Genomic DNA, 22,379 nt, shown 5'->3' with positions numbered 1-22,379 from the left:
GTGGTGTCTGGTCGCCCTGGCCGTCCCCTGACTGTCCCTGGCCGCCCCCTGGCCGTCCGGTGGTGGGTTCCTGGTGGGTTCACTAGCCCGTACGGCGCGGGCAGAGGCGGCCCTGTCGTAACCGCGGGGAAATACTGGAGGACCGGGACCGTCACGTGCCGTTGGCACCTTGGCTTCTTGACACCCTGGCACGTGGTGCCGCCCGAGCCGCGGCGGCAGTGCAGCACACGGCAGTACAGGCAACTACGGCGAAGTACGCGGTAGTACACAGCAGAACACCACTCTGGGCGGAGCGGGACGACCATGCACGATCAGCAGCAGGAGCAGGACGAGCGGGAGCACGACGGGCGGGAGCCGGCGGCGTCGGAAGCGAGGCCGGAAGCGAGGCCGGAGTCCGAGCCGCAATCGGCCGTCCGGCCGCTCGACGGGTTCACCGTCGGGGTGACCGCGGCCCGGCGGGCGGAGGAGCTGGGCGCCCTGCTGGAGCGGCGCGGCGCGCAGGTCATGCATGCGCCGGCGCTGCGCATCGTCCCGCTGCCGGACGACACCGAGCTGCTGGCGGTGACCCGGGACCTGATCGACCGGGCGCCCGATGTCGTCGTGGCCACCACCGCCATCGGCTTCCGCGGCTGGGTGGAGGCCGCGGAGGGCTGGGGCCTCGGCGAGGCGCTGCTGGACCGGCTGACCGGAGTGGAGCTGCTGGCGCGCGGGCCCAAGGTACGCGGTGCGATCCGGGCGGCCGGGCTGACCGAGAAGTGGTCGCCGGCCTCCGAGTCGATGGCCGAGGTGCTGGACCGGCTGCTGGCGGAGGGCGTCGCCGGGCGCCGGGTGGCCCTGCAGCTGCACGGGGAGCCGCTGCCGGGCTTCGTGGAGGCGCTGCGGGCCGGCGGTGCGGAGGTGGTCGGCGTCCCCGTGTACCGGTGGATGCCGCCGGAGGACATCGGGCCGGTCGACCGGCTGCTGGACGCGATGCTGGCGGGGTCCCTGGACGCGGTGACCTTCACCAGCGCGCCGGCCGCCGCGTCACTGCTGCGCCGGGCCGGGGAGCGGGGGATCCGCGAGGAGGTGCTGGCGGCGCTGCGGCGTGAGGTGCTGCCGGTGTGCGTGGGGCCGGTGACCGCGCTGCCGCTCCAGGCGGAGGACGTCCCCACGCTGCAGCCGGAGCGCTTCCGGCTCGGGCCGCTGGTGCAGCTGCTGTGCCGGGAACTCCCGGGCCGGGTGAAGCCGTTGCCGGTGGCCGGGCGGTCGCTGGAGATCCGCGGGCACGCCGTCGTGGTGGACGGTGCGCTGCGGCCGGTGCCGCCGGCCGGGATGGCGCTGCTGCGTGCGCTGGCGCGTCGCCCGGGCTGGGTGGTCTCCCGTGCGGATCTGCTGCGCGCGCTGCCGGGGGCGGGCCGGGACGAGCATGCGGTGGAGACCGCGATGGCCCGGCTGCGGGGGGCGCTGGGCGCGCCCAAGCTGATCCAGACGGTCGTCAAGCGCGGCTACCGGCTGTCGCTCGACCCGCATGCGGACACGGACAAGTACGGCGGGGAGTAGCGGGGACACGTCAGGCGGGCAGCAGGGGCGAGCAGCACGGATACGTACGGCGGGCAGAAGCAGCGAGCAGCACGGACACGTACGGCGGACAGCAGCGCAGAGCCACCCCCTACGCCGGGTTGTTCACCCGGATCTTGGACTGGCCGTGCGGCCGCCTCTCCCAGTCCTCCATGAAGCGCGCCTCCAGGCCGTGCTTGCGGGCCAGGTCGAGCAGGGTCTCGGTCCGGTAGTAGAAGTCCTCGCGCAGCACCTGGTGTTCGGCGCCCTCGGTGCGGTCGAAGGTGAAGTCGAAGAAGCCGCCGGGCGCCAGGATCCGGCCGACATGGGCGAGGCATTCGTCGATGACGCCGAGCGGTGAGTGCGAGAAGACGCTGTGCGCGTGGACGACGTCGAAGTGGGCGGACGGCAGGAAGTCCAGCGTCAGATTCTGGGTGATCGTCAGGTGCGGCAGCTTGGCCTGGAGCTCGTAGGCGGTCAGGGTCTGCTTCGCGGAGATCAGGATGTCCGGCGAGATGTCGATGCCGTAGTAGTGGCCGGCGTCCAGGTGGGCGATGAAGCGCCATCCGGCGCGCAGGTTGCCGCAGCCGATGTCCAGCATCCGGTGGCCGGGCGTCAGACCGTGTTCGGCCAGGTAGTCGAACTGCATCTCGCCCAGCGCCAGCCAGCGCTCATGGCTGCGGCTGCCGACCGCGGCCTCCGGATTGCGGCCCGTGTCGGAGGCTATCACCGCCCGGTAGTACGCGACATGGTCGGGGTGCTTGAGGCGGAGCCAGGTGTCGCGGGCGGTGCGCTTGACGTACGGAGTGATCCGGGCCGGGTGGCGGACCGCGTAGCCGATCTTGTGGGTCAGGCTGGCGCGGTTGGTGAGCAGGGACGTGCGCGGCATGGAGACCTTCCTCCTGAAGGGCGAGGAGCGCTACGGCAAAGCGCTACGGCAGGCACTGCGGCAGGCGCCGTGGCAGGCGCGACGGCGTGCGGCGGGACGGGGCGCGCGCCCCGTGAACCGCCGCGCCGCGAACTATACATAAGGCGTATACACCTAGGGTCTACATGTCGTGTTTACTTGTCAGCGTCCGTGGAGCGGCCGCCTCCGGAGGGTTCCGGCGGGCTCGTGGGCCGGGCACTCTGGAAGCACACACGTTTGGCCCTAAGGAAGTGACAGGAACATGGCGGCGCCTTGCGACCTGCGGTTCGACTGCGGGCGGATCTGCCTGGACCTGGCGGCCACGGCCGGCGGCGCCCCCGCCGAACGGCTCACCGGAGAACGGCCCACCGCTGAACGGCCCACCGCCGAACGGCTCACCGGCCCGGACCAGTTGCGGGCCTGGCTGGTCGGAGCGGGTCTGGTGCCGCCCGGCACCCCGCTGGACGGCGTCGACGGCGGCTGGGTCGCCCGCTTCCGCGCCCTGCGCGAGCTGCTGGGCCGGGTGGTGCACGACGAGCTGCGAGGCCGGGCGGCCGAGGCCGATCTGGCGCTGCTCAACTCCGCGGCCGCGTCCGGGCAGCCGCCCGCCGCGCATGCGGTACGCACCGTCGACGGCTCCCTGGCCCGTGCCCTGGACGGCCCGCCCGACTGCGCCGGGCTGCTGGCCGCGGTGGCCCGGGACGCGATCGGGCTGCTGACCGACGCGGTGGCCCGGCAGCAGCTGCGGCAGTGCGAGGGCGAGAGCTGCACCCTGGTCTATCTGGACACCTCGCGCGGACGTCGCCGCCGCTGGTGTTCCAGCGAGGTGTGCGGCAACCGGGAGCGGGTGGCCCGCCACCGGCGGCGGACGACGGTACGCAGGGACCAGAACGGAAGTGCTGGTCAGCGGGAGCAGAACGGAAGCGTCGGCCGGCGGGAACAGGTCGCCGGTCAGCGGGAGCAGGCCGGAAGTGCCGGCCGCAGGGACCAGAACGGAAGTGCTGGTCAGGGCGTCGTGACCGGAGCGGAAAATTTTTCCGCCGAACTCTGAGTAACCCGCCCGTCCCGTCCGTACTCCTCACCGCAAGTCCGATTCATGGCAGGGTCCCCCGGCGATCTTGGGCGATCTGGGCTATCGACCCGGGAGTTGGAGTGCGTAAGGATGCCGTCGTGGCAGACAGGACGACACCTGACGAGGAGCTCATGCGAGCCCTCTATGACGATCACGCGGGCCCGCTTCTCGCCTTCGTCCTGCGATTGGTGGCCGGCGACCGGCACCGCGCGGAGGACGTGGTGCAGGAGACGCTGGTGCGCGCCTGGCGCAACGCCGACCAGTTGCAACGGGCGACCGGCTCGATACGACCCTGGCTGGTGACCGTTGCACGGCGGATCGTGATCGACGGGCACCGCAGTCGCAAGGCGCGGCCCCAAGAGGTCGATCCGACCCCTCTGGAGACGATGCCGGCCGCGGATGTCATCGACCGCGCGCTGCGCATGATGACGATCTCCGAGGCGCTGAGCGACCTGAGCCAGGCCCATCGAGAGGCCCTCGTCGAGACGTATTTCAAGGAACGTACGGTCAACGAGGCAGCGGAGGTGCTGCGCGTACCGGCCGGGACCGTGCGGTCCCGGGTGTTCTACGCGCTGCGCTCCCTGAGACTCTCGCTAGAGGAACGAGGAGTAACGGAGTGAACCCGCCCACGCAGCCGGACCGGCACACCGACGTCGGCGCCTATGCGCTGGGTGTCCTGGACGGTGCCGACGCCGACCGGTTCGAGGCGCATCTCGTCGGCTGCCACCGGTGCGCGGCCGAACTCGAAGAACTCATGGGCCTGACACCGGTACTGGCCGAGTTCAAACAGTCCGCTCCTACCCCGCAGACGATCACGGCCGTCCCCGGCCCGGGGCTGCTGGACGGGCTGATGGGCGAGGTCGCCGCCACCCGGCGGGGCCGTGCCCGGCGCCGGTTGTTCCTGGTCGCCGCCGCCGTCGTGCTGATCGTCGGCGGGCCGCTCGCCGCGCTGAAGCTGGGCCCCCAGGACTCCGGTGAGAAGCCGGCGCCGCCGCTGGCGAACGCCGTGCGGGCCCAGTACGCGGCGGGCGAGAAGGCGAGCTCCGTCGACCCGGACACCAAGGTCTCGGCGGGCGTCTCGATGGCCGCCCGGCCCTGGGGCACCCAGGTGGTCCTGGAACTCGCCAACGTCAAGGGGCCGCTCACCTGCGGCCTGGTCGCCGTCGGCAAGGACGGCAAGCGGCAGACCGTGACCACCTGGGCGGTGCCCAAGGGGGGCTACGGCATCCCGGGCGGCACCGCGAAGTGGAACCGCGAGCCCCTGTACGCGGCGGGCGGCGCGGGCTTCAACCGCGGCGACATCGACCACTTCGAGGTCACCACCACGGAGGGCAAGCGGCTGGCCAAGGTGAACGTCTGAGCGGCGCGGTCCGGCGCCCCGGGCCGGGTACGGCACGGGGCGCCCGTCAAGGACCGCCATGCCTTCGACCGGCAATCCCCCCGACCGGGTCCGCCCGATGTAGCGGCTTGATTCAACATCCGACCAAAATCGCCCGACTTTGTCCCTTTCCCCAGGTGCGCACGGTGCCTGGTTCGCGTACGGTTGACGGCTGCCCTACGCACAGGAGAAGGGGGCCTGGGTGGCCGCGCACAACGCCACGCACGCACCGGATCACGCTTCGGATTCCGTTCGCGACCGCGAGATCGAAGCCGAGCAGACGCATCTGGACCGTGTCTACCGGCGCCTCGAGGAGAAGATCCACGAGGCAGAGTTCCTGATGGACGACGCCGCCAAGCGCGGCCAGGTCGGCACGCCCGGCGCGCTCGCCGAGCGCGACGCCCAGGTCTTCCAGGCCGGCGTCCATCTCCACCGCCTGAATTCGGAGTACGAGGACTTCCTCTTCGGCCGGATCGACCTGCTCCTCGGCAAGGACGGCAAGAAGGGGCCGGACGGCGCCTTCACCTCCGTCGAGCCGGCCGACGGCGCGATCGAGGACCATCGCGCCGCGATCGCCGAGACGCTGCACATCGGCCGCCTCGGCGTCCTCGACGCGGACTACTCCCCGCTGGTCATCGACTGGCGGGCGCCGGCCGCCGCGCCCTTCTACCGGGCCACCCCGGTCGCCCCGGGCCGGGTCGTCCGGCGGCGGGTGATCCGCTCCAAGGGGCGCCGGGTCCTCGGCGTCGAGGACGACCTGATGCGCCCCGAGGTCACCGCGACGCTGGACGGCCAGGAGCTGCCCGCGATCGGTGACGGTGCGCTGATGGCCGCGCTCGGCCGGGCCCGCAGCCACACCATGCGGGACATCGTCGCCTCCATCCAGGCCGAGCAGGACATGGTGATCCGGGCCCCCGCCGCCTCCGTCACCGAGGTCGAGGGCGGCCCCGGCACGGGCAAGACCGCGGTCGCGCTGCACCGCGCCGCCTACCTCCTCTACCAGGACCGGCGCCGCTATGCGGGCGGCATCCTGATCGTCTCCCCGACGCCGCTGCTGGTCGCGTACACCGAAGGCGTCCTGCCGTCGCTCGGCGAGGAGGGCCAGGTCGCCATCCGGTCGCTCGGCTCGCTCGTGGACGGCGCCGAGGCGACCGCGTACGACCCGCCGGCGGTGGCCCGTATCAAGGGCTCGTCGCGGATGCAGAAGCTGCTGCGCAAGGCGGCCCGCGGGGCGCTGGAGCTGGCAGGACCGGTGGCCGCGGCGCCGGAGGACACCGGCGAGGAGCCGGGCGGCACCGGCAAGGAAGGCGCCGGCGAGGGGCCGGGCGGGGGCGGCCAGCTCTCCCTGGAGGATCTTTTCGCCGCGCCCGCGCCCACGCCCGCGGGCGACGGGGCCGGGAACGGCTCCGGCGGCGGGGAGCGTCCGGGCCGCCGGACCCGCTCCAGACCCTCCCGCCCCGCCCCGGCCGCCCCCGCCCGGCTGCGGGTCGTCGCCTTCGGCGGCCGGATCGAGCTGGACGCCGACGAGCTGCACTCCATCCGGCAGTCCGCGCTCGGCGGCACCGCCCCGGTCAATCTGCTGCGCCCGCGCGCCCGGCGGCTGATCCTGGACGCCCTGTGGGCCAAGTCCGGCGCCGCCCGCCGCTACACCGACCCCGAACTGGCCGCCGAGGCCCGTGAGGGCTTCGACGAGGACATCACCACCGAGTCCGGCTTCCAGGAGTTCCTGGACGCCTGGTGGCCCGAGCTGACCCCGCGCGGGGTGCTCGCCGCGATGGCCGACGAGCGCCTGCTGGGCCGCTGGGCGCGCCGGGTCCTCAACCAGCGCGAGGTCCGCCAACTGGCCCGCTCCCTGCGGCGGTTGGACGGCACGGGTGCCGCCCCGGCCGCCGCCGGGGATACTCCCGACCGGGCCGCGGGGAAGGGCCCGCTGTCGGTGCACGATGTCGCCCTGCTGGACGAGCTGCAGATGATCCTCGGCGCCCCGATGCGCCCGCCCCGGCCGCGCGAGGCCGACCCGCTGGACCATCTGACCGGCCTGGAGGAGCTGACGACCTACACCGAGCGCAACGGCGGCGGCCGCAGCCGGCGCGAACGGCTGGAGGAGGAGCGCACCGACTACGCCCATGTCATCGTCGACGAGGCGCAGGACCTGACGCCGATGCAGTGGCGGATGGTCGGCCGCCGCGGCCGGCACGCGACCTGGACGGTCGTCGGGGACCCCGCGCAGTCCTCGTGGTCCGACCCGGACGAGGCCGCCGTCGCCCGCGACGAGGCGCTGGGCACCCGCCCGCGCCGCCGTTTCACGCTCACCGTGAACTACCGCAACCCCGCGGAGATCGCCGAACTGGCCGCCAGGGTGCTGGCGCTGGCGATGCCCGGGATGCAGTCGCCGAAGGCGGTCCGCTCCACGGGCCTGGAGCCCCGCTTCGCGCGCGTCGCGGACGGGGACCGGGCGGACCGTGCGGACCGGGCCGCCGCCGACGGCGACGCGGCGCTGGCCGAGGCCACGGTCGCCGAGGCCGGGCGGCTGCTGGGCGAGGTGGACGGCACGGTCGGCGTCGTGGTGGCCATGAACCGCCGCGCGCAGGCCCGCCGTTGGCTCGCCCCGCTCGGCGACCGGGTGGTGGCGCTGGGCTCCCTGGAGGCCAAGGGGCTGGAGTACGACGCCACCCTGGTGGTCTCGCCCGCCGAGATCGCCGACGAGTCCCCGGCCGGGCTGCGGGTGCTGTACGTGGCGCTGACCCGGGCCACCCAGCAGCTGACCGTGCTGTCGGCCGCACGGGACGAACCGGACGCGGCCGGGGTGCCGGACCTGCTGCGGGACTGACCCGGGCGGGCGGGGCCCGCCGGGCCCGGCTCTGCGCCCCGCTGTCCCCGGCTCTGTGCCCCGCCGTCCCCCCGCCTCCGCACCCCGCCGGGCCCCGGTCCGGCACCCGTACGGCGGGCGCGGCCGGGTGCTGCGCGCCGCCGTACGAGGGGTCTTGAAATACAGCCCGCGGGACGGGATTCGCTTCCGGGGATGGTTTGTTAGCCTGGGTGACGGCACCGGCCCGATCCAAGCCCCCGGGCCCAACCATCGTCGCTACGAGCGACCACTTGCCGCGAGGCGAGCATGGCGGGTCGGTGTCATAGACCAGCGGAAGAGGCCCACGTCACCCGGTGACGTGGGCCTCTTCGTCGTGGACGCATATTCTCGTATGATGGAAGTTGTTTTCCGGAGTCGCCGTGCCCGCGAACACAATGTTCGCAATGCGAGGCGGCTACCGCGTACTCCGCGGTAGGTGCGACGATCGGACGGCAATCCAGCAACACGGTGAAAGCAGAGGAAGTCGGCCATGGCAACGGCGCCCAGCGTCTCCTACTCGATGACGGTCCGGCTGGAGGTGCCCGCGAGCGGAACCGCGGTCTCCCAGCTCACCACGGCCGTAGAGTCCAACGGAGGCTCGGTGATCGGCCTCGACGTCACGGCATCCGGGCACGAAAAGCTCCGGATCGACGTCACCATCGCGGCCACCTCCACCGCCCACGCCGACGAGATCGTCGAGCAGCTGCGCCACATCGAGGGCGTCTCGCTCGGCAAGGTCTCCGACCGTACGTTCCTGATGCACCTCGGCGGCAAGATCGAGATGTCGTCGAAGCACCCCATCCGCAACCGCGACGACCTGTCGATGGTCTACACCCCCGGCGTCGCCCGCGTCTGCCAGGCCATCGCCGACAACCCCGAGGACGCCCGCCGCCTGACCATCAAGCGCAACAGCGTCGCGGTCGTCACGGACGGCTCCGCGGTGCTGGGCCTGGGCAACATCGGCCCCAAGGCCGCGCTGCCCGTCATGGAGGGCAAGGCGGCCCTCTTCAAGCGCTTCGCCGGTATCGACGCCTGGCCGCTGTGCCTGGACACCCAGGACACCGACGCGATCGTGGAGATCGTCAAGGCCATCGCCCCCGGCTTCGCGGGCATCAACCTGGAGGACATCTCCGCGCCCCGCTGCTTCGAGATCGAGGCGCGGCTGCGGGAGGCCCTGGACATCCCGGTCTTCCACGACGACCAGCACGGCACCGCCATCGTGGTGCTCGCCGCGCTCACCAACGCGCTGCGCGTCGTCGGCAAGAAGACCGAGAACGTCCGGGTCGTGATGTCCGGCGCGGGCGCGGCCGGCACCGCCATCCTCAAACTGCTGCTCGCGGCCGGCGTCCAGCACGCCGTCGTCGCCGACATCCACGGCGTGGTGCACGCGGGCCGCCCGGACCTGGTCGACGCCGACCCGGACTCGCCGCTGCGCTGGATCGCCGACAACACCAACCCCGAGCGGGTCACCGGCACCCTCAAGGAGGCCGTGGTCGGCGCGGACGTCTTCATCGGCGTCTCCGCGCCCAACGTCCTGGACGGCGACGACGTCTCGCAGATGGCCGACGGCGCGATCGTGTTCGCACTCGCCAACCCGGACCCGGAGGTCGACCCGGCCGTCGCCCGGCAGACCGCCGCCGTCGTGGCCACCGGCCGCTCGGACTTCCCGAACCAGATCAACAACGTCCTGGTGTTCCCCGGCGTCTTCCGCGGCCTGCTGGACGCCCACTCCCGTACGGTGAACACCGAGATGATGCTGGCCGCGGCCGGTGCCCTCGCGGATGTCGTCCTGGAGGACGAGGTCAACCCGAACTACATCATCCCCAGCGTCTTCAACGAGAAGGTCGCGGGCGCGGTGGCCGGAGCGGTCCGGGAAGCGGCCAAGAGCGGCGACCCGTCTGTGACGGCCACCACGACGGTCTGAGTACGGCGCGTCGCTGGACACGCCGTCGTTGGGGCCCCCATAGGGTGGCGGGCAGCAAGCGACCGCCGCCCTGTGGGGCCGGCCCGGAGCGGGAATGATACGGAGCGTCACCACTAACGAGGCAGTGGCGCTTTTCGTGTGACCCTCCTGGGTGCCGGATTGGCTTTACCGCCGCAGGTGGGGGCAGGATGCGTAATCGGGCGCGAGGGTCTGGCACCAGACCCGGGTCCGGGGACTGTCCGAGGACCCTGGCAGCATCGGCTTCGATCTCACGCCTCATTGGCAAGAAGAACACGGGAGTACAAACATGAACCGCAGTGAGCTGGTGGCCGCTCTGGCCGATCGCGCCGAGGTGACCCGCAAGGACGCCGACGCCGTTCTGGCCGCCCTCGCCGAGGTGACCGGCGAGGTCGTCGCCAAGGGCGACGAGAAGGTCACCATCCCCGGCTTCCTGACCTTCGAGCGCACCCACCGTGCCGCTCGCACCGCGCGCAACCCGCAGACCGGCGACCCGATCCAGATCCCGGCCGGCTACAGCGTGAAGGTCTCCGCGGGCTCCAAGCTCAAGGAAGCCGCCAAGGGTAAGTAACACCCCCTAGCACGGCACAAAGGCGGTCATCCCTCCCAGGGATGACCGCCTTTCCGTATGCCCCGGGGGCGTTGCGGTCCGGAAAGCGGCGCTGCGCCCGTCCGGGGCGGCCGCTGTCCGCCGCGATCAGGCGGGACGGGCGAACGGGAAGTCCGCCAGGTCCACGTCCGCCAGAGAGGCCACCACGGCCGTGCGGGGGCCAGGGACGATGCCCGGCACGCTCGGTACGGCCAGCAGCCGGCAGCCCGCCGCCAGCGCCGCCGAGGCGCCCGTGGGGGTGTCCTCGACGGCCAGGCAGTCGGCCGGGTCGACGCCGAGACCGGCCGCGGCGGCCAGATAGGGGTCGGGGTGCGGCTTGCCGCGCGGCGCCTCGCCCGAGGTGACCGACAGGGCGAAGCGGTGCGCGCCGAGGGTGCGCAGCACCAGATCGGCGACATGTCGTTCGGAGGCGGTGACCAGGGCGGCCGGGATGCCCAGGGCCCGCGCCCGGTCCAGCAGCCGCAGCGCACCGGGCTGGACGGTGACACCGGCCGCGACCCGGGCGGTGAAGTCCCGGTCCAGCCGGGCGGCCGTCCGGGTGACGTCGCAGCGCACCCCGTACGCGCGCACCAGGCGCCGGGCGGCGTCGTCCACCGGGGCCCCGGCGAAGTCCGCCAGCACCTCGTCGGTGGCCGCGAGGCCCTGCTCCCGCAGGAATCCGGCCACCGCGTCCAGCCACTGGTGCTCGGTGTCGACGAGGGTGCCGTCCATGTCGCACAGCAGGGCCGCGGGGAGCGTGGGGGCGGGCGGGGGGATCACGGGCATGGGCGGGCTCGCAGTTCGCTGGAGAGGGCGTGAGGAGTCAGGCGTGGGGGCGGGAGGCCGGCGGCGCGGCGGCGCGGTGGCGCCCGGGGCAGGCGGCGGCGCCCGGCGTCAGTCGGCCGGGGTGCGGGCCAGCGGGTTGGCCTGGGTGGAGTTGCGGACGGTGAAGACCACCGCGCCGGGGCGGTAGCGGTCGTCGGAGGTCTCGACGGGGCGGCCCTCCGCGGTGGTCGTGGTGCGGCGCACGCGCAGCAGCGGGCTGCCCCGTCGCACCCGCAACTCCCGGGCGTCCACGGTGCCGGCCGCCAGGGCGTCCAAGTGGTGCTCACCGTGGGCGAACACCAGCCCGCGGGAGTCCAGGAGTGCCTGGGTGACCGACTCGCAGCCGTCGGGCAGCTCCTCGACCGCACCGGCGATCCAGCCCGCGTAGACCGTTCGCTCCAGCAACACCGCCTCGCCGTCCAGGGTCCGCAGCCGCAGCACCCGCAGCACCTCGTCGCCGGGGGCCAGTTGCAGCAGCGCGGCCTCCTCGGCGCCGGCCGTGCCGCGGACGCTCTCGCGGACCCGGCCGCCGGGGGTGTGGCCGCCCGCGTGCGCCCACTGGGCGAAGCTGCGCAGCTCGGTGAAGCTCTGGCTGGGCGCGGTGCTCAGGACGAGGTGCCGGGCGCCCTGGCGGGAGCCGATCATGCCTTCGGAGAGCAGCGCGGCGAGCGCCTGGCGGACCGTGCCGCGCGAGACGCCGTGGGTGGCGGCGAGTTCGGTCTCCGGGGGCAGTGCGCTGCCGACGGGGAGCCGCCCGTCGGTGATCTCCCGGCGCAGCGCCTCGGCGATCTGCTGGTGGCGTCGGGTCAAGGGGACTCCTCGCGGCCTGGTGGTGAGGTGGCTGGCAGGACGGCTCCTGGCCCTGCGGACAGGGCCGGAACGATCGGGTCAGCTGTGCACAGATGTAGATGTCCACGTAGCCACGGGGTATGCGTCTAACCGCTGCGCCAAGCTCTAAACCTTTTCCATTATAACGCTTATGACCTGCGGTTTTTCTGCTCCAGGGGGTTGGTCTGGGGTTCATCTTCCGGTTATTTTGACGGGGCTTACTAGACGGCGGCTTGTCCATACAGGTGGAGGGCCAAAGAGCCAGGAGTAACCAGTGAAGCCACCCCGACCGGCGGGTATGCGCCGGGCGTTCGCCGGCGGCGTCGCGGTCCTTGTGACCGCCACGGCCACCGGTGGCTGCGGCTACGCCCCGGCCGCCGTCACCAGCAAGGCGGCCACCGCCCGTTCGGCCGCGGACCTCGGCGGCATGGACGCCCTCGTCAAGGCCGCCAGGAAGGAAGGCCGGCTCAACGTCTATGCGCTGGCCCCCGATTGGGCGAACTACGGCGAGATGATCAAGACCTTCGAGCGGAAGTACGGCATCGAGGTCAACAACGAGAACCCCGGCGGCACCAGCCAGCTCGCCCTCGGCGCCGCCGACAAGCGCCGGGGCCAGGACCGCGCCGTCGACGCCCTCGACCTGGGCACCGCGTTCATGCGCAACGCCCAGGGCAAGCGGCTGCTCGCGCCCTACAAGGTGACCGGCTGGCGGGACATCCCCCGCGCGCAGAAACAGGCCGACGGCTCGTACCTCAACAACTACGGCGGCTATATCTCCATCGGCTGCGACGCCAAGGCCGTCAAGAAGTGCCCCAAGACCTTCGCCGAGCTGCTGGAGCCGCAGTACCGGAACAAGATCGCGCTCAACGGCAACCCGGCGGAGTCGTCCTCGGCGTTCTCCGCGATCTTCGCCGCCGCGCTCGCCAGCGGCGGCTCGTTCGGCGACGTCCGGCCCGGCCTCGCGTTCTTCAAGAAGCTCAAGCAGCGCGGCAACTTCGTGCCCGTCGAGTCCTCACCGGCCACCATCCGCAAGGGCGAGACCCCGATCTCCCTCGACTGGGACTACCTCAACCTCGGCTACCGCAAGGAACTCCTGGCCAAGGGCGTCGACTGGCAGGTCGCCGTGCCGTCCGACGGCCCGTACTCGCAGTACTACAACCAGGGCGTCAACGCCTACGCCCCGCACCCCGCCGCCGCCCGGCTGTGGCTCGAATTCCTCTACAGCCCCCAGGGCCAGAACATCTGGCTGCGGGGCTACTCCCGTCCCGCCCTCCTCGACCGCATGGAGAAGGACGGCACCGCCGACAAGAAGGCCGCAGCAGGCCTCCCCGAGGTCCACGGCACCCCGAAGTTCCCCACACCGGAACAGGAGGACGCCGCCAAGGCGGCCATCAACGAGGGCTGGGGCAAGGCCGTCGGCTGACCCCCCACTCACCCCCTCCCCGCCCCCTTGGAGACCTCCCGCGCATGAGTGACCGACCCGCGACGGACGCCGGCCCGCCCGGCCGCCGCCGCACCGCCCGCCGCCTGCACTGGCCGGCCGTCCTGCCCTTCTTCGTCTTCCTCGCGCTGTGCTTCGGCCTGCCGGCCGGCGCCCTGGTGTACGGGGCCTTCACCGCCACCGACCCGGCCACCGGACACAGTCACGCCACCCTCGACAACGTCCGCCAGTCGCTCAAGGGCATCTACGCCACCGGCCTCGGCGGCAGCGTCCAGCTCTCCTTGATCTGTGCCCTGCTGGCGACGCTCTGCGGCACCCTCATCGCGCAGGCCGTCGTGGCCTCCCGGCGCCCCGCCCTGCGCCGCGCCGTGGTCGCCGCCTGCGGGGTGCTCGCCAACTTCTCCGGCGCCCCGCTCGCGTTCGCCTTCGTCGCGACCCTCGGCACCACCGGCACCCTCACCCGGCTGCTCTCCCTCGGCGACACCGGGTTCAGCCTCTACACCACCGCCGGACTGGTCCTGGCCTACCTGTACTTCATGATCCCGCTGATGGTGGTGACCGTGCTGCCCGCGCTCGACGGGCTGCGCACCCAGTGGCGGGAGGCCGCCGCCTCCTGCGGCGCCACCCGCGGCCAGTTCTGGCGGCACATCGGCCTCCCCGTCCTGCTGCCCTCGCTGCTCGGCGGCGCGGTGCTGCTCTTCGGCACCGCCTTCGCCTCGCACGCCACCGCCGCCGTCATGGTCGGCAGCTCGGTGCCGCTGATCACCGTGCAGATCTCCAACGCACTGGCCGGAAACGTCCTGGCCGGCCAGGAGAACCTGGCCCTCGCCATGAGCCTCAACATGGTCGTCATCGCGCTGCTGGTGATGGCCGTGCAGATACCGCTGCAGCGCAGGAGCGCCCGATGGCTGGGATGACCACCGCCGCGCAGCCGCCCGTGGCGCCGCCCTCGGACCGCGCCCCCGAGCCGCGCCCCGCACCCCCCGCCCGCGGCCGCCGCCCCTACGGACGCCTCGCCGTCCTCCTCCTGGCGTTCCTCTACTTCGCCCTCCCGGTCGCCGCCTCCCTCTGGTTCACCGTCGACGACCCCGTCAAGGGCTTCTCCCTCGACGTCTACACCGGCCATCTGGTCTCCGGCGACATGCTGGGCAGCCTGCTGCTCTCCGTCGAACTGGGGCTGGCCACCGTCGCGCTGGGCCTGCTGCTGGTCGTCCCCGCCATGGTCGTCGTCCACCTCCGGCTGCCCCGGCTGCGCCCGCTCGTCGAGATCCTGTGCATGACGCCGCTGGTCGTCCCGCCGATCGCGCTGGTCGCCGGGGTCAACACGGTGCTGTCGTGGGCACCGGACCTGGCGCGGACGCCCTTCTACCAGACCCTGATGGTCATCCAGGACGAGAACTTCCCGCTCGTCCTCGTCCTGCTCTACACCGTCATGTCGCTGCCGTTCCTCTACCGCTCGCTGGACGCCGGACTGCGCGCCGTCGACCTCAAGACGCTGGTCGAGGCCTCCCGCAGCCTGGGCGCCGGACGGCTGACCACGCTGGGCCGGGTGGTCGTGCCCAACCTGCGGCCCGCCGTCGTCAGCGGCGCGGTGCTCAGCCTGGCCATGGTGCTCGGCGAGTACACCGTCGCCTCCGTGCTCGGCTACCGGCCGTTCGCCGTGTGGATGGTGGAGGTCGGCAACGAGGAGGCCGAACTCGCCGGTGCCGCCGCCATGCTGAGCCTCTTCCTCACCTGGGGCCTGCTGCTTCTGCTCACCTTCTTGGCGGGCGGCCGGACCCGCCGTACCCGCCGGCAAAGGACGACGTCATGACCGTACCCGTACACCTCAAGGGGCTGCGCCGGAGCTTCGGCGCGACCACCGCGCTGGACGGCCTCGACCTGGAGATCGCGCTGGGCGAGATGGTCGCCCTGCTCGGTCCGTCCGGCTGCGGCAAGACCACCGCGCTGCGCATCATCGCCGGCTTCGAGACCGCCGACGGCGGCGAGCTCACCATGGACGGCCAGGACGTCACCCAGGTCCCCGCGCACCGCCGCGGCATCGGCATGGTCTTCCAGTCCTACAGCCTCTTCCCCAACATGACGGCCGCCCAGAACATCGGCTACGGCCTGCGGGTGCGGGGCTCCGCCGCCGCCGAACGCACCGCCCGCGCGGCGGAGTTGCTGGAGCTGGTCGGTCTGCCCGGCCGGGAGGACCACTATCCGCACCAGCTCTCCGGCGGCCAGCAGCAGCGCGTCGCACTGGCCCGCGCGCTCGCCGTCCGCCCGCGCGTGCTGCTCCTGGACGAGCCGCTGTCCGCGCTCGACGCCAAGGTGCGGCTCAGCCTGCGCGAGGAGATCCGCCGCATCCAGCTCGAACTCGGCATCACCACCGTCTTCGTCACCCACGACCAGGAAGAGGCGCTGTCGATGGCCGACCGCGTCGCCGTGATGCAGGGCGGGCGGCTCGAACAGTGCGCCGCGCCCGCCGAGTTGTACGAGCGCCCGGCGACCCCGTTCGTCGCGGAGTTCGTCGGCACCATGAACCGCCTGCCCGGCACCGTCAGGGACGGCGGGGTGGTGGAGCTGTTCGGCCGCCGCCTGCCGGTCCACGGGGCGGCGCCGCGCGGCAGTGAGGGCCGTGCGGTCGAGGTACTGCTGCGGCCGGAAGGCCTCGCCATCCGTACGGACGCGGGCGCGGAGGGGATGTCCGCGACCGTACGGGTGGCGACCTTCCTCGGCGCCACCACCCGTCTGCACCTGACCACCGAGACCGGCGTCCAGCTCAAGGCCGACGTGCCCAGCTGGGAGGCCGGCGAGCTGACACCGGGCGCACGGTGCACGGTCACACCGCACGAGAAGCCGGTGCTGGTGACGGACTGCTGAGCGGGGCTTCACCGGGGGGAGTCCCGCTCAGCTCCTGCGGGGGCGGGGGGAGCGGCGGAAAGCCGCTCCCCCGGTGCCCGGCCGGCAGGGCGCCGTTCACCCTGCGCACGGTCGGCTGTGCGCCGTTCACCCGGCCCGGCAGTGCTCCGGCCTCAGTTGACGGGCAGGGCGCCGTTCGGCAGTTCGACGTCGGCGCCCAGTTCGACGAGTTTCTCCATGAAGTTCTCGTAGCCGCGGTTGATCAGGTCGATGCCGTGCACTCGGGAGGTGCCCTGCGCCGCCAGCGCCGCGATCAGGTACGAGAAGCCGCCGCGCAGGTCGGGGATGACCAGGTCGGAGCCCTGCAGCTTGGTCGGTCCCGAAACGACCGCGGAGTGCAGGAAGTTGCGCTGCCCGAAGCGGCAGGCGCTGCCGCCCAGGCACTCCCGGTAGAGCTGGATGTGCGCGCCCATCTGGTTGAGCGCGGAGGTGAAGCCGAGCCGGGACTCGTAGACCGTCTCGTGCACGATCGACAGGCCCGACGCCTGGGTCAGCGCGACGACCAGCGGCTGCTGCCAGTCGGTCTGGAAACCGGGGTGGACGTCGGTCTCCAGGGCGATGGCGTTGAGCAGGCCGCCCGGGTGCCAGAAGCGGATGCCCTCGTCCTCGATCTCGAAGGCGCCGCCGACCCTGCGGAAGGTGTTGAGGAAGGTCATCATCGACCGCTGCTGCGCGCCGCGGACGTAGATGTTGCCCTCGGTGGCCAGCGCCGCGGACGCCCAGGAAGCCGCCTCCAGACGGTCCGGGAGGGCGCGGTGGGTGTAACCGCCGAGGCTGTCGACACCGGTGATCCGGATCGTCCGGTCGGTGTCCATGGAGATGATCGCGCCCATCTTCTGCAGGACGCAGATGAGGTCTTCGATCTCCGGCTCCACGGCGGCGTTCGACAGCTCGGTGACGCCCTCGGCCAGGACGGCCGTCAGCAGCACCTGCTCGGTCGAGCCGACCGACGGGTACGGCAGCCGGATCTTCGTGCCGCGCAGCCGCTGCGGGGCCTCCAGGTACTGCCCGTCGGCGCGCTTCTCGATCGTCGCGCCGAACTGGCGCAGCACGTCGAAGTGGAAGTCGACCGGCCGGCCGCCGATGTCGCAGCCGCCCAGGCCGGGGATGAAGGCGTGGCCCAGACGGTGCAGCAGCGGGCCGCAGAACAGGATCGGGATCCGCGAGGAGCCCGCGTGCGCATCGATGTCCGCGACGTTGGCGCTCTCCACGTGGGACGGATCGAGGATCAGCTCGCCCGGCTCGTCACCGGGGCGCACCGTGACGCCGTGCAGCTGCAGCAGCCCGCGCACCACACGTACGTCGCGAATATCGGGCACGTTGCGCAGCCGGCTGGGGCCGCTGCCGAGGAGGGCGGCGACCATGGCCTTCGGCACAAGGTTCTTCGCGCCGCGAACCCGGATCTCGCCCTCGAGCGGGGTGCCGCCGTGGACAAGCAGTACGTCGTCAGTAGAGACGGTCATGGATCTCGCGTTCCTGGAGACGGGCAGGGGCCAAGCTGAAATGGTAAGGGCGGGCGGGGGTGAGTCCGTAGGCCCGTGCAGCCTTTGAGCATGTAATGGCTTTGTCACAACACGCTCCGCTACGGTCCGCCTTTGATCTGTAATCGACCTTTGGCCGAAATTGCCGGGTATGTCGTGAATGGATCGTCCGGTGCCGGGGTCGTGCGCCGGTGCTGCCGCCGTACGCCCTGCCCTGCTCTCGCCCGGGTCAGGGCGTTGACTCCCCGCTCCGGCCAGAAGTGCGGGATCATGTGGCCATGACCGAGGTGTCCTCGCTCACAGGGCGGCTACTCGTCGCGACGCCCGCGCTCGCCGATCCGAACTTCGACCGCGCGGTGGTGCTCCTCCTCGACCACGACGAGGAGGGCTCCCTCGGCGTGGTCCTCAACCGCCCCACGCCGGTCGGTGTCGCGGACATCCTCGCGCCCTGGGCGGCGCTGGCCGGTGAGCCGGGGGTGGTCTTCCAGGGCGGTCCGGTGTCACTGGACTCGGCGCTCGGGGTGGCCGTGGTGCCCGGCGGGCTGTCCGGCGAGGGCGGCATCCCGTCCGTGGACAGCGGCGCCCGGGCGGGCGGCGACGGCGCGGAGACGGCCGGTGTGCCGGCCGCGGACCGGACGGGCGTGCAGTCGGGTGACGAGCCGCTGGGCTGGCGCAGGGTGCACGGCGCGATCGGACTGGTCGATCTGGAGGCCCCTCCGGAACTCCTCGCGGCGGTCCTCGGCAGCCTGCGGATCTTCGCCGGGTACGCGGGCTGGGGCCCGGGCCAGCTGGAGGACGAACTCGTCGAGGGCGCCTGGTACGTCGTCGAGTCCGAGCCCGGCGACGTCTCCTCGCCCGACCCGGAGCAGCTGTGGCGCGCGGTGCTGCGCCGGCAGCGCAACGAGCTGGCGATGGTGGCCACGTATCCGGACGATCCGTCGCTGAACTGAGCGTTGCTGAGCCGGCCGTTGCTGAACCGGCGTCCCTGAATCGGCCCTGGCCGGGTTGCGGTTCGCGGGTGGCGGCTCGTGGTTTGCGGGTGGATGCCGGGCGCGGGCGGTGGAGCCGAGGGAGCTCCGGGGCGGGCAGGCGGAGTTCCGGGCCGGTGCCGGCGGGCGCGTCGCGGGCCAGATTTTGTTGACGACTTGATTATTGTGACGGCTTCGTCATGGGGAACTGTCAGACCCCGTCGCTATGGTTCGAGGCGACAGGGGACGGTGCGTGGCCGCGTCGGCGGGGCCGCGCTGGACAAGCGGGGGAGAGCGCCATGCACAGGCCGAGCCTGCCCGAGGACCTGGATCATCCACAGCGCCTGTGGGCGCGCGCCGCGACGCTGGCGGTAGTGGCGGCCGCCGTGGACGACTGGGACGAATTCTCCTGGGGCAACCAGGGATTGCAGTGCTGGAACGACGGCGGAAGCTACTGGTGGCGGCTGAAGCTGTTCGAGGACGGCCGGGCCCTGCTCTGCGGCCAGGACTCCGACGGCAGCCACACGCACAGCGGTGGCCGCCAGATCGACTTCCTGGCCGGCGGCCCCTCATGGCTGCCCTGGGAGCAGTTGCGCGAGGACGCCGAGGGCAATCTCTTCGGGTTCGTCTACTGGTGGCAGGACGGCGCCTGGGCGCGCGCCCCGTACCCCGAGAAGCTGCCGGACGACGGCCTGGAGATGGCCATGAGCTGGGTCGCGCCCGGCGACGACGCGGCCGGGGACATCGCCGAGGTCCTGGTGGCCCGCACGGAGACGGAGGTCGACGCCCTGGCGGCGGTCCGCGCCTTCCTGGCCGCCGCGGAGGCCCGCAGGGTCGGCGCCCAGGACATCACCACCCTGCTGGACGCGGTCTGCGGCCAGGACTGCTGGTACGAGGTCCGCCCGGACGCCGCACTGGCCTTCGCCACACAACTGGGCCTGACGGCCGGGTCCCGGGGCGGGGTGGCGGTGGCGTCGTAGCGGGTGCACGCCCGGCGGCGGGTCGTGCGCTCCCCCCGGCGGCGGGCCGACGCTCCCGGGTCGTGCCGGGCGTGAGTACCCTTGGCAGTTATGAGCACTCTTGAGCCCGAGCGCGGGGCAGGTACGGGGACCCTCGTAGAGCCGACACCGCAGGTGTCGCACGGCGACGGTGACCACGAGCGCTTCGCCCACTATGTCCAGAAGGACAAGATCATGGCGAGCGCGCTCGACGGCACCCCCGTCGTGGCGCTGTGCGGCAAGGTCTGGGTACCGGGTCGCGACCCGAAGAAGTACCCGGTCTGCCCCATGTGCAAGGAGATCTTCGAGTCCATGGGCGCCGGCGGCGACAAGGACAAGGGCGGCAAGGACGGCAAGGGCGGCGGCAAGAAGTAGCAGCCGCCGGCCGGGGCGCGCCGCACCGTCCGTGGCGCGCCCCGCCGTACCAGGGGCGCCCGGTCGCTGCGAGGCGCCCCGTCGCCGTGAGGCGGTCCGCCGCCCGTCCGGCGTGACGAAGCCGTCGGTGACGCGTCCCGCCCCGTGACGCGTCCCGCCCCGTGAGGCGCCCCGTCCCGTGACGCGCCCCGTCCCGTCCCGTGAGGTGACCCGCCCCACGTCCTCATCTCGCCCTGGCGCGGCTGGTCTTCGGCACGTGCATGCGCCCGTTTACGCCGAATACGCCGAACCGCCCCGGCCCCGGCGGGAAGATGGCAGCATCGGCCGTGCGGGCCGCCCCCGGGCCGGCCTGTTTCTCCTCTGGGCACTCGTACCGGCTCTGGGCACTCGTACGGGTGGGGAGCTCGTACAGGCGGGGACTCATACGGGCCGACCGGTCCCGGGCCGGGTGGCGCGGTGAAGGACGGACGGTATGCCCGACACGGACATCACCCCCACGGCACCGGGCGGCGGGCTGGTCCCGGCGCCGCTGAGCATCGACGGGCCCTACCGCTGCGCCGTGCGGCTGGGCGAGGGCACCGCGTTGGCCGCCGGGCCCGGCACCGAGGACACCGCGCGCTGGCTGCGCGCCACTCTCGGCGCGGCCTTCGGCCTGCCGCTGCCGCCCGGTTCCGCCGACGCCGCCGGCACCCTTGTGCTCGCCCTCGACCCGGCCCTGCCCGCAGAGGGCTACCGCCTGGAGGCCGCCACGCACCGGGGCGTACGGATCACCGGCGGCGGCCCGGCGGGCGTCTTCTGGGGCGCGCAGACGCTGCGTCAGCTCCTCGGCCCGCACGCCTTCCGCCGGGCCCCGCTCGCACCCGGGCGCGCGGCCGTCCTGCCGCAGCAGACCATCGAGGACGCTCCCCGCTTCGCCTGGCGCGGCATGCTGCTCGATGTCGCCCGGCACTTCCTGCCCAAGGAGGGGGTGCTGCGCTACCTCGATCTGCTCGCCGCCCACAAGCTCAACGTCCTGCACCTCCACCTCACCGATGACCAGGGCTGGCGGATCGAGATCGCCCGCTATCCGGAACTGACCGCGACCGGCGGCTGGCGGGAGCGCACCAAAATCGGTCACCGGGCCTCCCCCCTCTGGGACGAGCGCCCGCACGGCGGCTACTACACCCAGGACGACATCCGCGAGATCGTCGCCTACGCCGCCCAGCGGCATATCACCGTCGTCCCCGAGATCGACATCCCGGGACACTCGCAGGCCGCCATCGCCGCGTACCCGGAACTCGGCAACACCGACGTCATCGACACCACCTCCCTGAAGGTCTGGGACACCTGGGGCGTCAACCCCAACGTACTGGCGCCCACCGACAACACCCTGCGGTTCTACGAGCAGGTGCTCGACGAGGTCCTGGCGCTCTTCCCCTCGCGGTTCGTGCACCTCGGGGGCGACGAGTGCCCCAAGGACCAGTGGAAGGCGTCCGCCACCGCCCGGGCCCGGATCGGCGAGCTGTCACTGGCCGGTGAGGACGGGCTGCAGAGCTGGTTCATCCGGCACTTCGACCGCTGGCTCGCCGCCCGCGGCCGGCGGCTGATCGGCTGGGACGAGATCCTGGAGGGCGGATTGGCCGAGGGCGCCGCGGTCTCCTCCTGGCGCGGCTACGCGGGAGGCATCGCCGCGGCGAAATCCGGCCATGACGTCGTGATGTGCCCCGAGCAGCACGTGTACCTGGACCACCGTCAGCATCACTCCCCGGACGAGCCGGTGCCGATCGGCTTCGTACGGACCCTGGAGGACGTCTACCGCTTCGAGCCGGTGCCGCCGGAGCTGACCGCGGACCAGGCCGCGCACGTCCTGGGTACCCAGGCCAACGCCTGGACCGAGGTCATGGACAGTCAGCAGCGCCTCGACTACCAGGTGTTTCCCCGGCTGGCCGCCTTCGCCGAGGTCGCCTGGTCGCGGCTGCCCGCACCGGCCGACCGCGACTACCAGGACTTCACCCGGCGGATGGCTGTCCACTACGCCCGCCTCGACGCCCTGGGTGTCGGCTACCGCCCGCCCGGCGGCCCCCTCCCCTGGCAGAAACGGCCCGGCGTGCTCGGACGCCCGATCGACGGGGCGCCCCCAAACGTGTGAGCCCCGGTGCAAGGAGGGCGCTCGCAGGGCCGGACCCTGGGACGGTGGTCCGGTACGGCGTCACCCCGCACCACGGCACTTCCGTGGCCGGGTATCGCCGTACCGGGCACTGCTGTACCGGGCATCGCCGTAGCGGTGGTGTGCGCCCGGCCGGACTCC

Annotated in this window: 18 protein-coding genes and 1 pseudogene; 15 read left to right on the top strand and 4 right to left on the bottom strand. The window is 72.6% G+C overall.

Translation table 11 applies throughout. The annotated features are described in order from the left end of the window. Positions 1-303 precede the first annotated feature (303 nt). On the top strand, positions 304-1,539 hold the full coding sequence (locus ABR737_RS18110; RefSeq protein WP_350251201.1) for a uroporphyrinogen-III synthase: 1,236 nt from the start codon (positions 304-306) through the stop codon (positions 1,537-1,539). Between the two features lie 109 nt (positions 1,540-1,648). On the opposite strand, the gene ABR737_RS18105 is transcribed toward ABR737_RS18110, so the two are convergent. Next, positions 1,649-2,425: a class I SAM-dependent methyltransferase gene (locus tag ABR737_RS18105; protein ID WP_350251200.1), complete on the bottom strand. Its 777-nt coding sequence runs from the start codon at positions 2,423-2,425 to the stop codon at positions 1,649-1,651. A gap of 280 nt (positions 2,426-2,705) precedes the next feature. Between ABR737_RS18105 and ABR737_RS18100 the strand changes: the two are divergent. The 6 genes and pseudogenes from ABR737_RS18100 to ABR737_RS18075 form a co-directional block, all read left to right on the top strand. After that, positions 2,706-3,326 (top strand): annotated as a pseudogene (locus ABR737_RS18100) (CGNR zinc finger domain-containing protein); the annotation flags it as partial. Between the two features lie 269 nt (positions 3,327-3,595). After that, positions 3,596-4,135 carry a sigma-70 family RNA polymerase sigma factor gene (locus ABR737_RS18095; RefSeq protein ID WP_088797889.1) on the top strand — a complete coding sequence of 180 codons (540 nt, stop codon included), beginning with the start codon at positions 3,596-3,598 and terminating at the stop codon, positions 4,133-4,135. Further along, positions 4,132-4,875 (top strand): anti-sigma factor family protein, encoded by a 744-nt coding sequence (locus ABR737_RS18090; RefSeq protein WP_350251198.1) that lies wholly within the window; start codon positions 4,132-4,134, stop codon positions 4,873-4,875. The genes ABR737_RS18095 and ABR737_RS18090 overlap by 4 nt, the downstream gene beginning before the upstream one ends. Positions 4,876-5,095: 220 nt before the next feature. After that, positions 5,096-7,723: a HelD family protein gene (locus tag ABR737_RS18085; protein WP_350251197.1), complete on the top strand. Its 2,628-nt coding sequence runs from the start codon at positions 5,096-5,098 to the stop codon at positions 7,721-7,723. Between the two features lie 508 nt (positions 7,724-8,231). Then, on the top strand, positions 8,232-9,665 hold the full coding sequence (locus tag ABR737_RS18080; RefSeq protein ID WP_350251196.1) for an NAD-dependent malic enzyme: 1,434 nt from the start codon (positions 8,232-8,234) through the stop codon (positions 9,663-9,665). A gap of 307 nt (positions 9,666-9,972) precedes the next feature. Continuing rightward, positions 9,973-10,254: an HU family DNA-binding protein gene (locus tag ABR737_RS18075; RefSeq protein WP_006605312.1), complete on the top strand. Its 282-nt coding sequence runs from the start codon at positions 9,973-9,975 to the stop codon at positions 10,252-10,254. A 126-nt stretch (positions 10,255-10,380) separates the two neighbouring features. On the opposite strand, the gene ABR737_RS18070 is transcribed toward ABR737_RS18075, so the two are convergent. Next, positions 10,381-11,058 (bottom strand): HAD family hydrolase, encoded by a 678-nt coding sequence (locus tag ABR737_RS18070; RefSeq protein WP_350251195.1) that lies wholly within the window; start codon positions 11,056-11,058, stop codon positions 10,381-10,383. A 108-nt stretch (positions 11,059-11,166) separates the two neighbouring features. Further along, positions 11,167-11,907, bottom strand: coding sequence for a GntR family transcriptional regulator (locus tag ABR737_RS18065; RefSeq protein ID WP_350251194.1), 741 nt, complete (start codon positions 11,905-11,907; stop codon positions 11,167-11,169). A 316-nt stretch (positions 11,908-12,223) separates the two neighbouring features. Here ABR737_RS18065 and ABR737_RS18060 point away from each other — a divergent pair, with 316 nt between their 5' ends. The 4 genes from ABR737_RS18060 to ABR737_RS18045 are packed head-to-tail and all read left to right on the top strand — an operon-like array spanning position 12,224 to position 16,231. Then, positions 12,224-13,348, top strand: coding sequence for an extracellular solute-binding protein (locus ABR737_RS18060; RefSeq protein ID WP_350256828.1), 1,125 nt, complete (start codon positions 12,224-12,226; stop codon positions 13,346-13,348). A 44-nt stretch (positions 13,349-13,392) separates the two neighbouring features. Beyond that, positions 13,393-14,283 carry an ABC transporter permease gene (locus ABR737_RS18055; protein ID WP_350251193.1) on the top strand — a complete coding sequence of 297 codons (891 nt, stop codon included), beginning with the start codon at positions 13,393-13,395 and terminating at the stop codon, positions 14,281-14,283. Further along, positions 14,271-15,179: an ABC transporter permease gene (locus ABR737_RS18050; protein WP_350251192.1), complete on the top strand. Its 909-nt coding sequence runs from the start codon at positions 14,271-14,273 to the stop codon at positions 15,177-15,179. The genes ABR737_RS18055 and ABR737_RS18050 overlap by 13 nt, the downstream gene beginning before the upstream one ends. Then, positions 15,176-16,231, top strand: coding sequence for an ABC transporter ATP-binding protein (locus ABR737_RS18045; protein ID WP_350251191.1), 1,056 nt, complete (start codon positions 15,176-15,178; stop codon positions 16,229-16,231). Before ABR737_RS18050 ends, ABR737_RS18045 begins: the two co-directional genes overlap by 4 nt. 152 nt (positions 16,232-16,383) lie before the next feature. Here the strand turns inward: ABR737_RS18045 and murA are convergent, their stop codons facing one another. Then, positions 16,384-17,733 carry a UDP-N-acetylglucosamine 1-carboxyvinyltransferase gene (murA, locus tag ABR737_RS18040; protein ID WP_350251190.1) on the bottom strand — a complete coding sequence of 450 codons (1,350 nt, stop codon included), beginning with the start codon at positions 17,731-17,733 and terminating at the stop codon, positions 16,384-16,386. 296 nt (positions 17,734-18,029) lie between these two features. On the opposite strand from murA, the gene ABR737_RS18035 reads away from it, so the two are divergent. From ABR737_RS18035 to ABR737_RS18020, 4 genes are all read left to right on the top strand, one after another. Continuing rightward, a complete protein-coding gene (locus ABR737_RS18035) occupies positions 18,030-18,701 on the top strand; it encodes a YqgE/AlgH family protein (RefSeq protein ID WP_311625374.1) in 672 nt (223 codons plus the stop codon). 317 nt (positions 18,702-19,018) lie between these two features. Beyond that, complete coding sequence (locus ABR737_RS18030) at positions 19,019-19,699, top strand: hypothetical protein (RefSeq protein WP_350251188.1); 681 nt, start codon at positions 19,019-19,021, stop codon at positions 19,697-19,699. Positions 19,700-19,789: 90 nt separating this feature from the next. After that, positions 19,790-20,092, top strand: a complete 303-nt coding sequence (locus ABR737_RS18025; RefSeq protein ID WP_350251187.1) for a DUF3039 domain-containing protein — start codon at positions 19,790-19,792, stop codon at positions 20,090-20,092. 472 nt (positions 20,093-20,564) lie between these two features. Then, positions 20,565-22,220 carry a beta-N-acetylhexosaminidase gene (locus tag ABR737_RS18020; protein ID WP_350251185.1) on the top strand — a complete coding sequence of 552 codons (1,656 nt, stop codon included), beginning with the start codon at positions 20,565-20,567 and terminating at the stop codon, positions 22,218-22,220. The last annotated feature ends 159 nt before the right edge of the window (positions 22,221-22,379 follow it).

It is taken from the genome of Streptomyces sp. Edi2, assembly GCF_040253635.1.
Taxonomy (GTDB): Bacteria; Actinomycetota; Actinomycetes; order Streptomycetales; family Streptomycetaceae; genus Streptomyces.
Note: the sequence above shows the minus strand (reverse complement) of the source record. Positions and strands in the feature narration are given on the sequence as shown.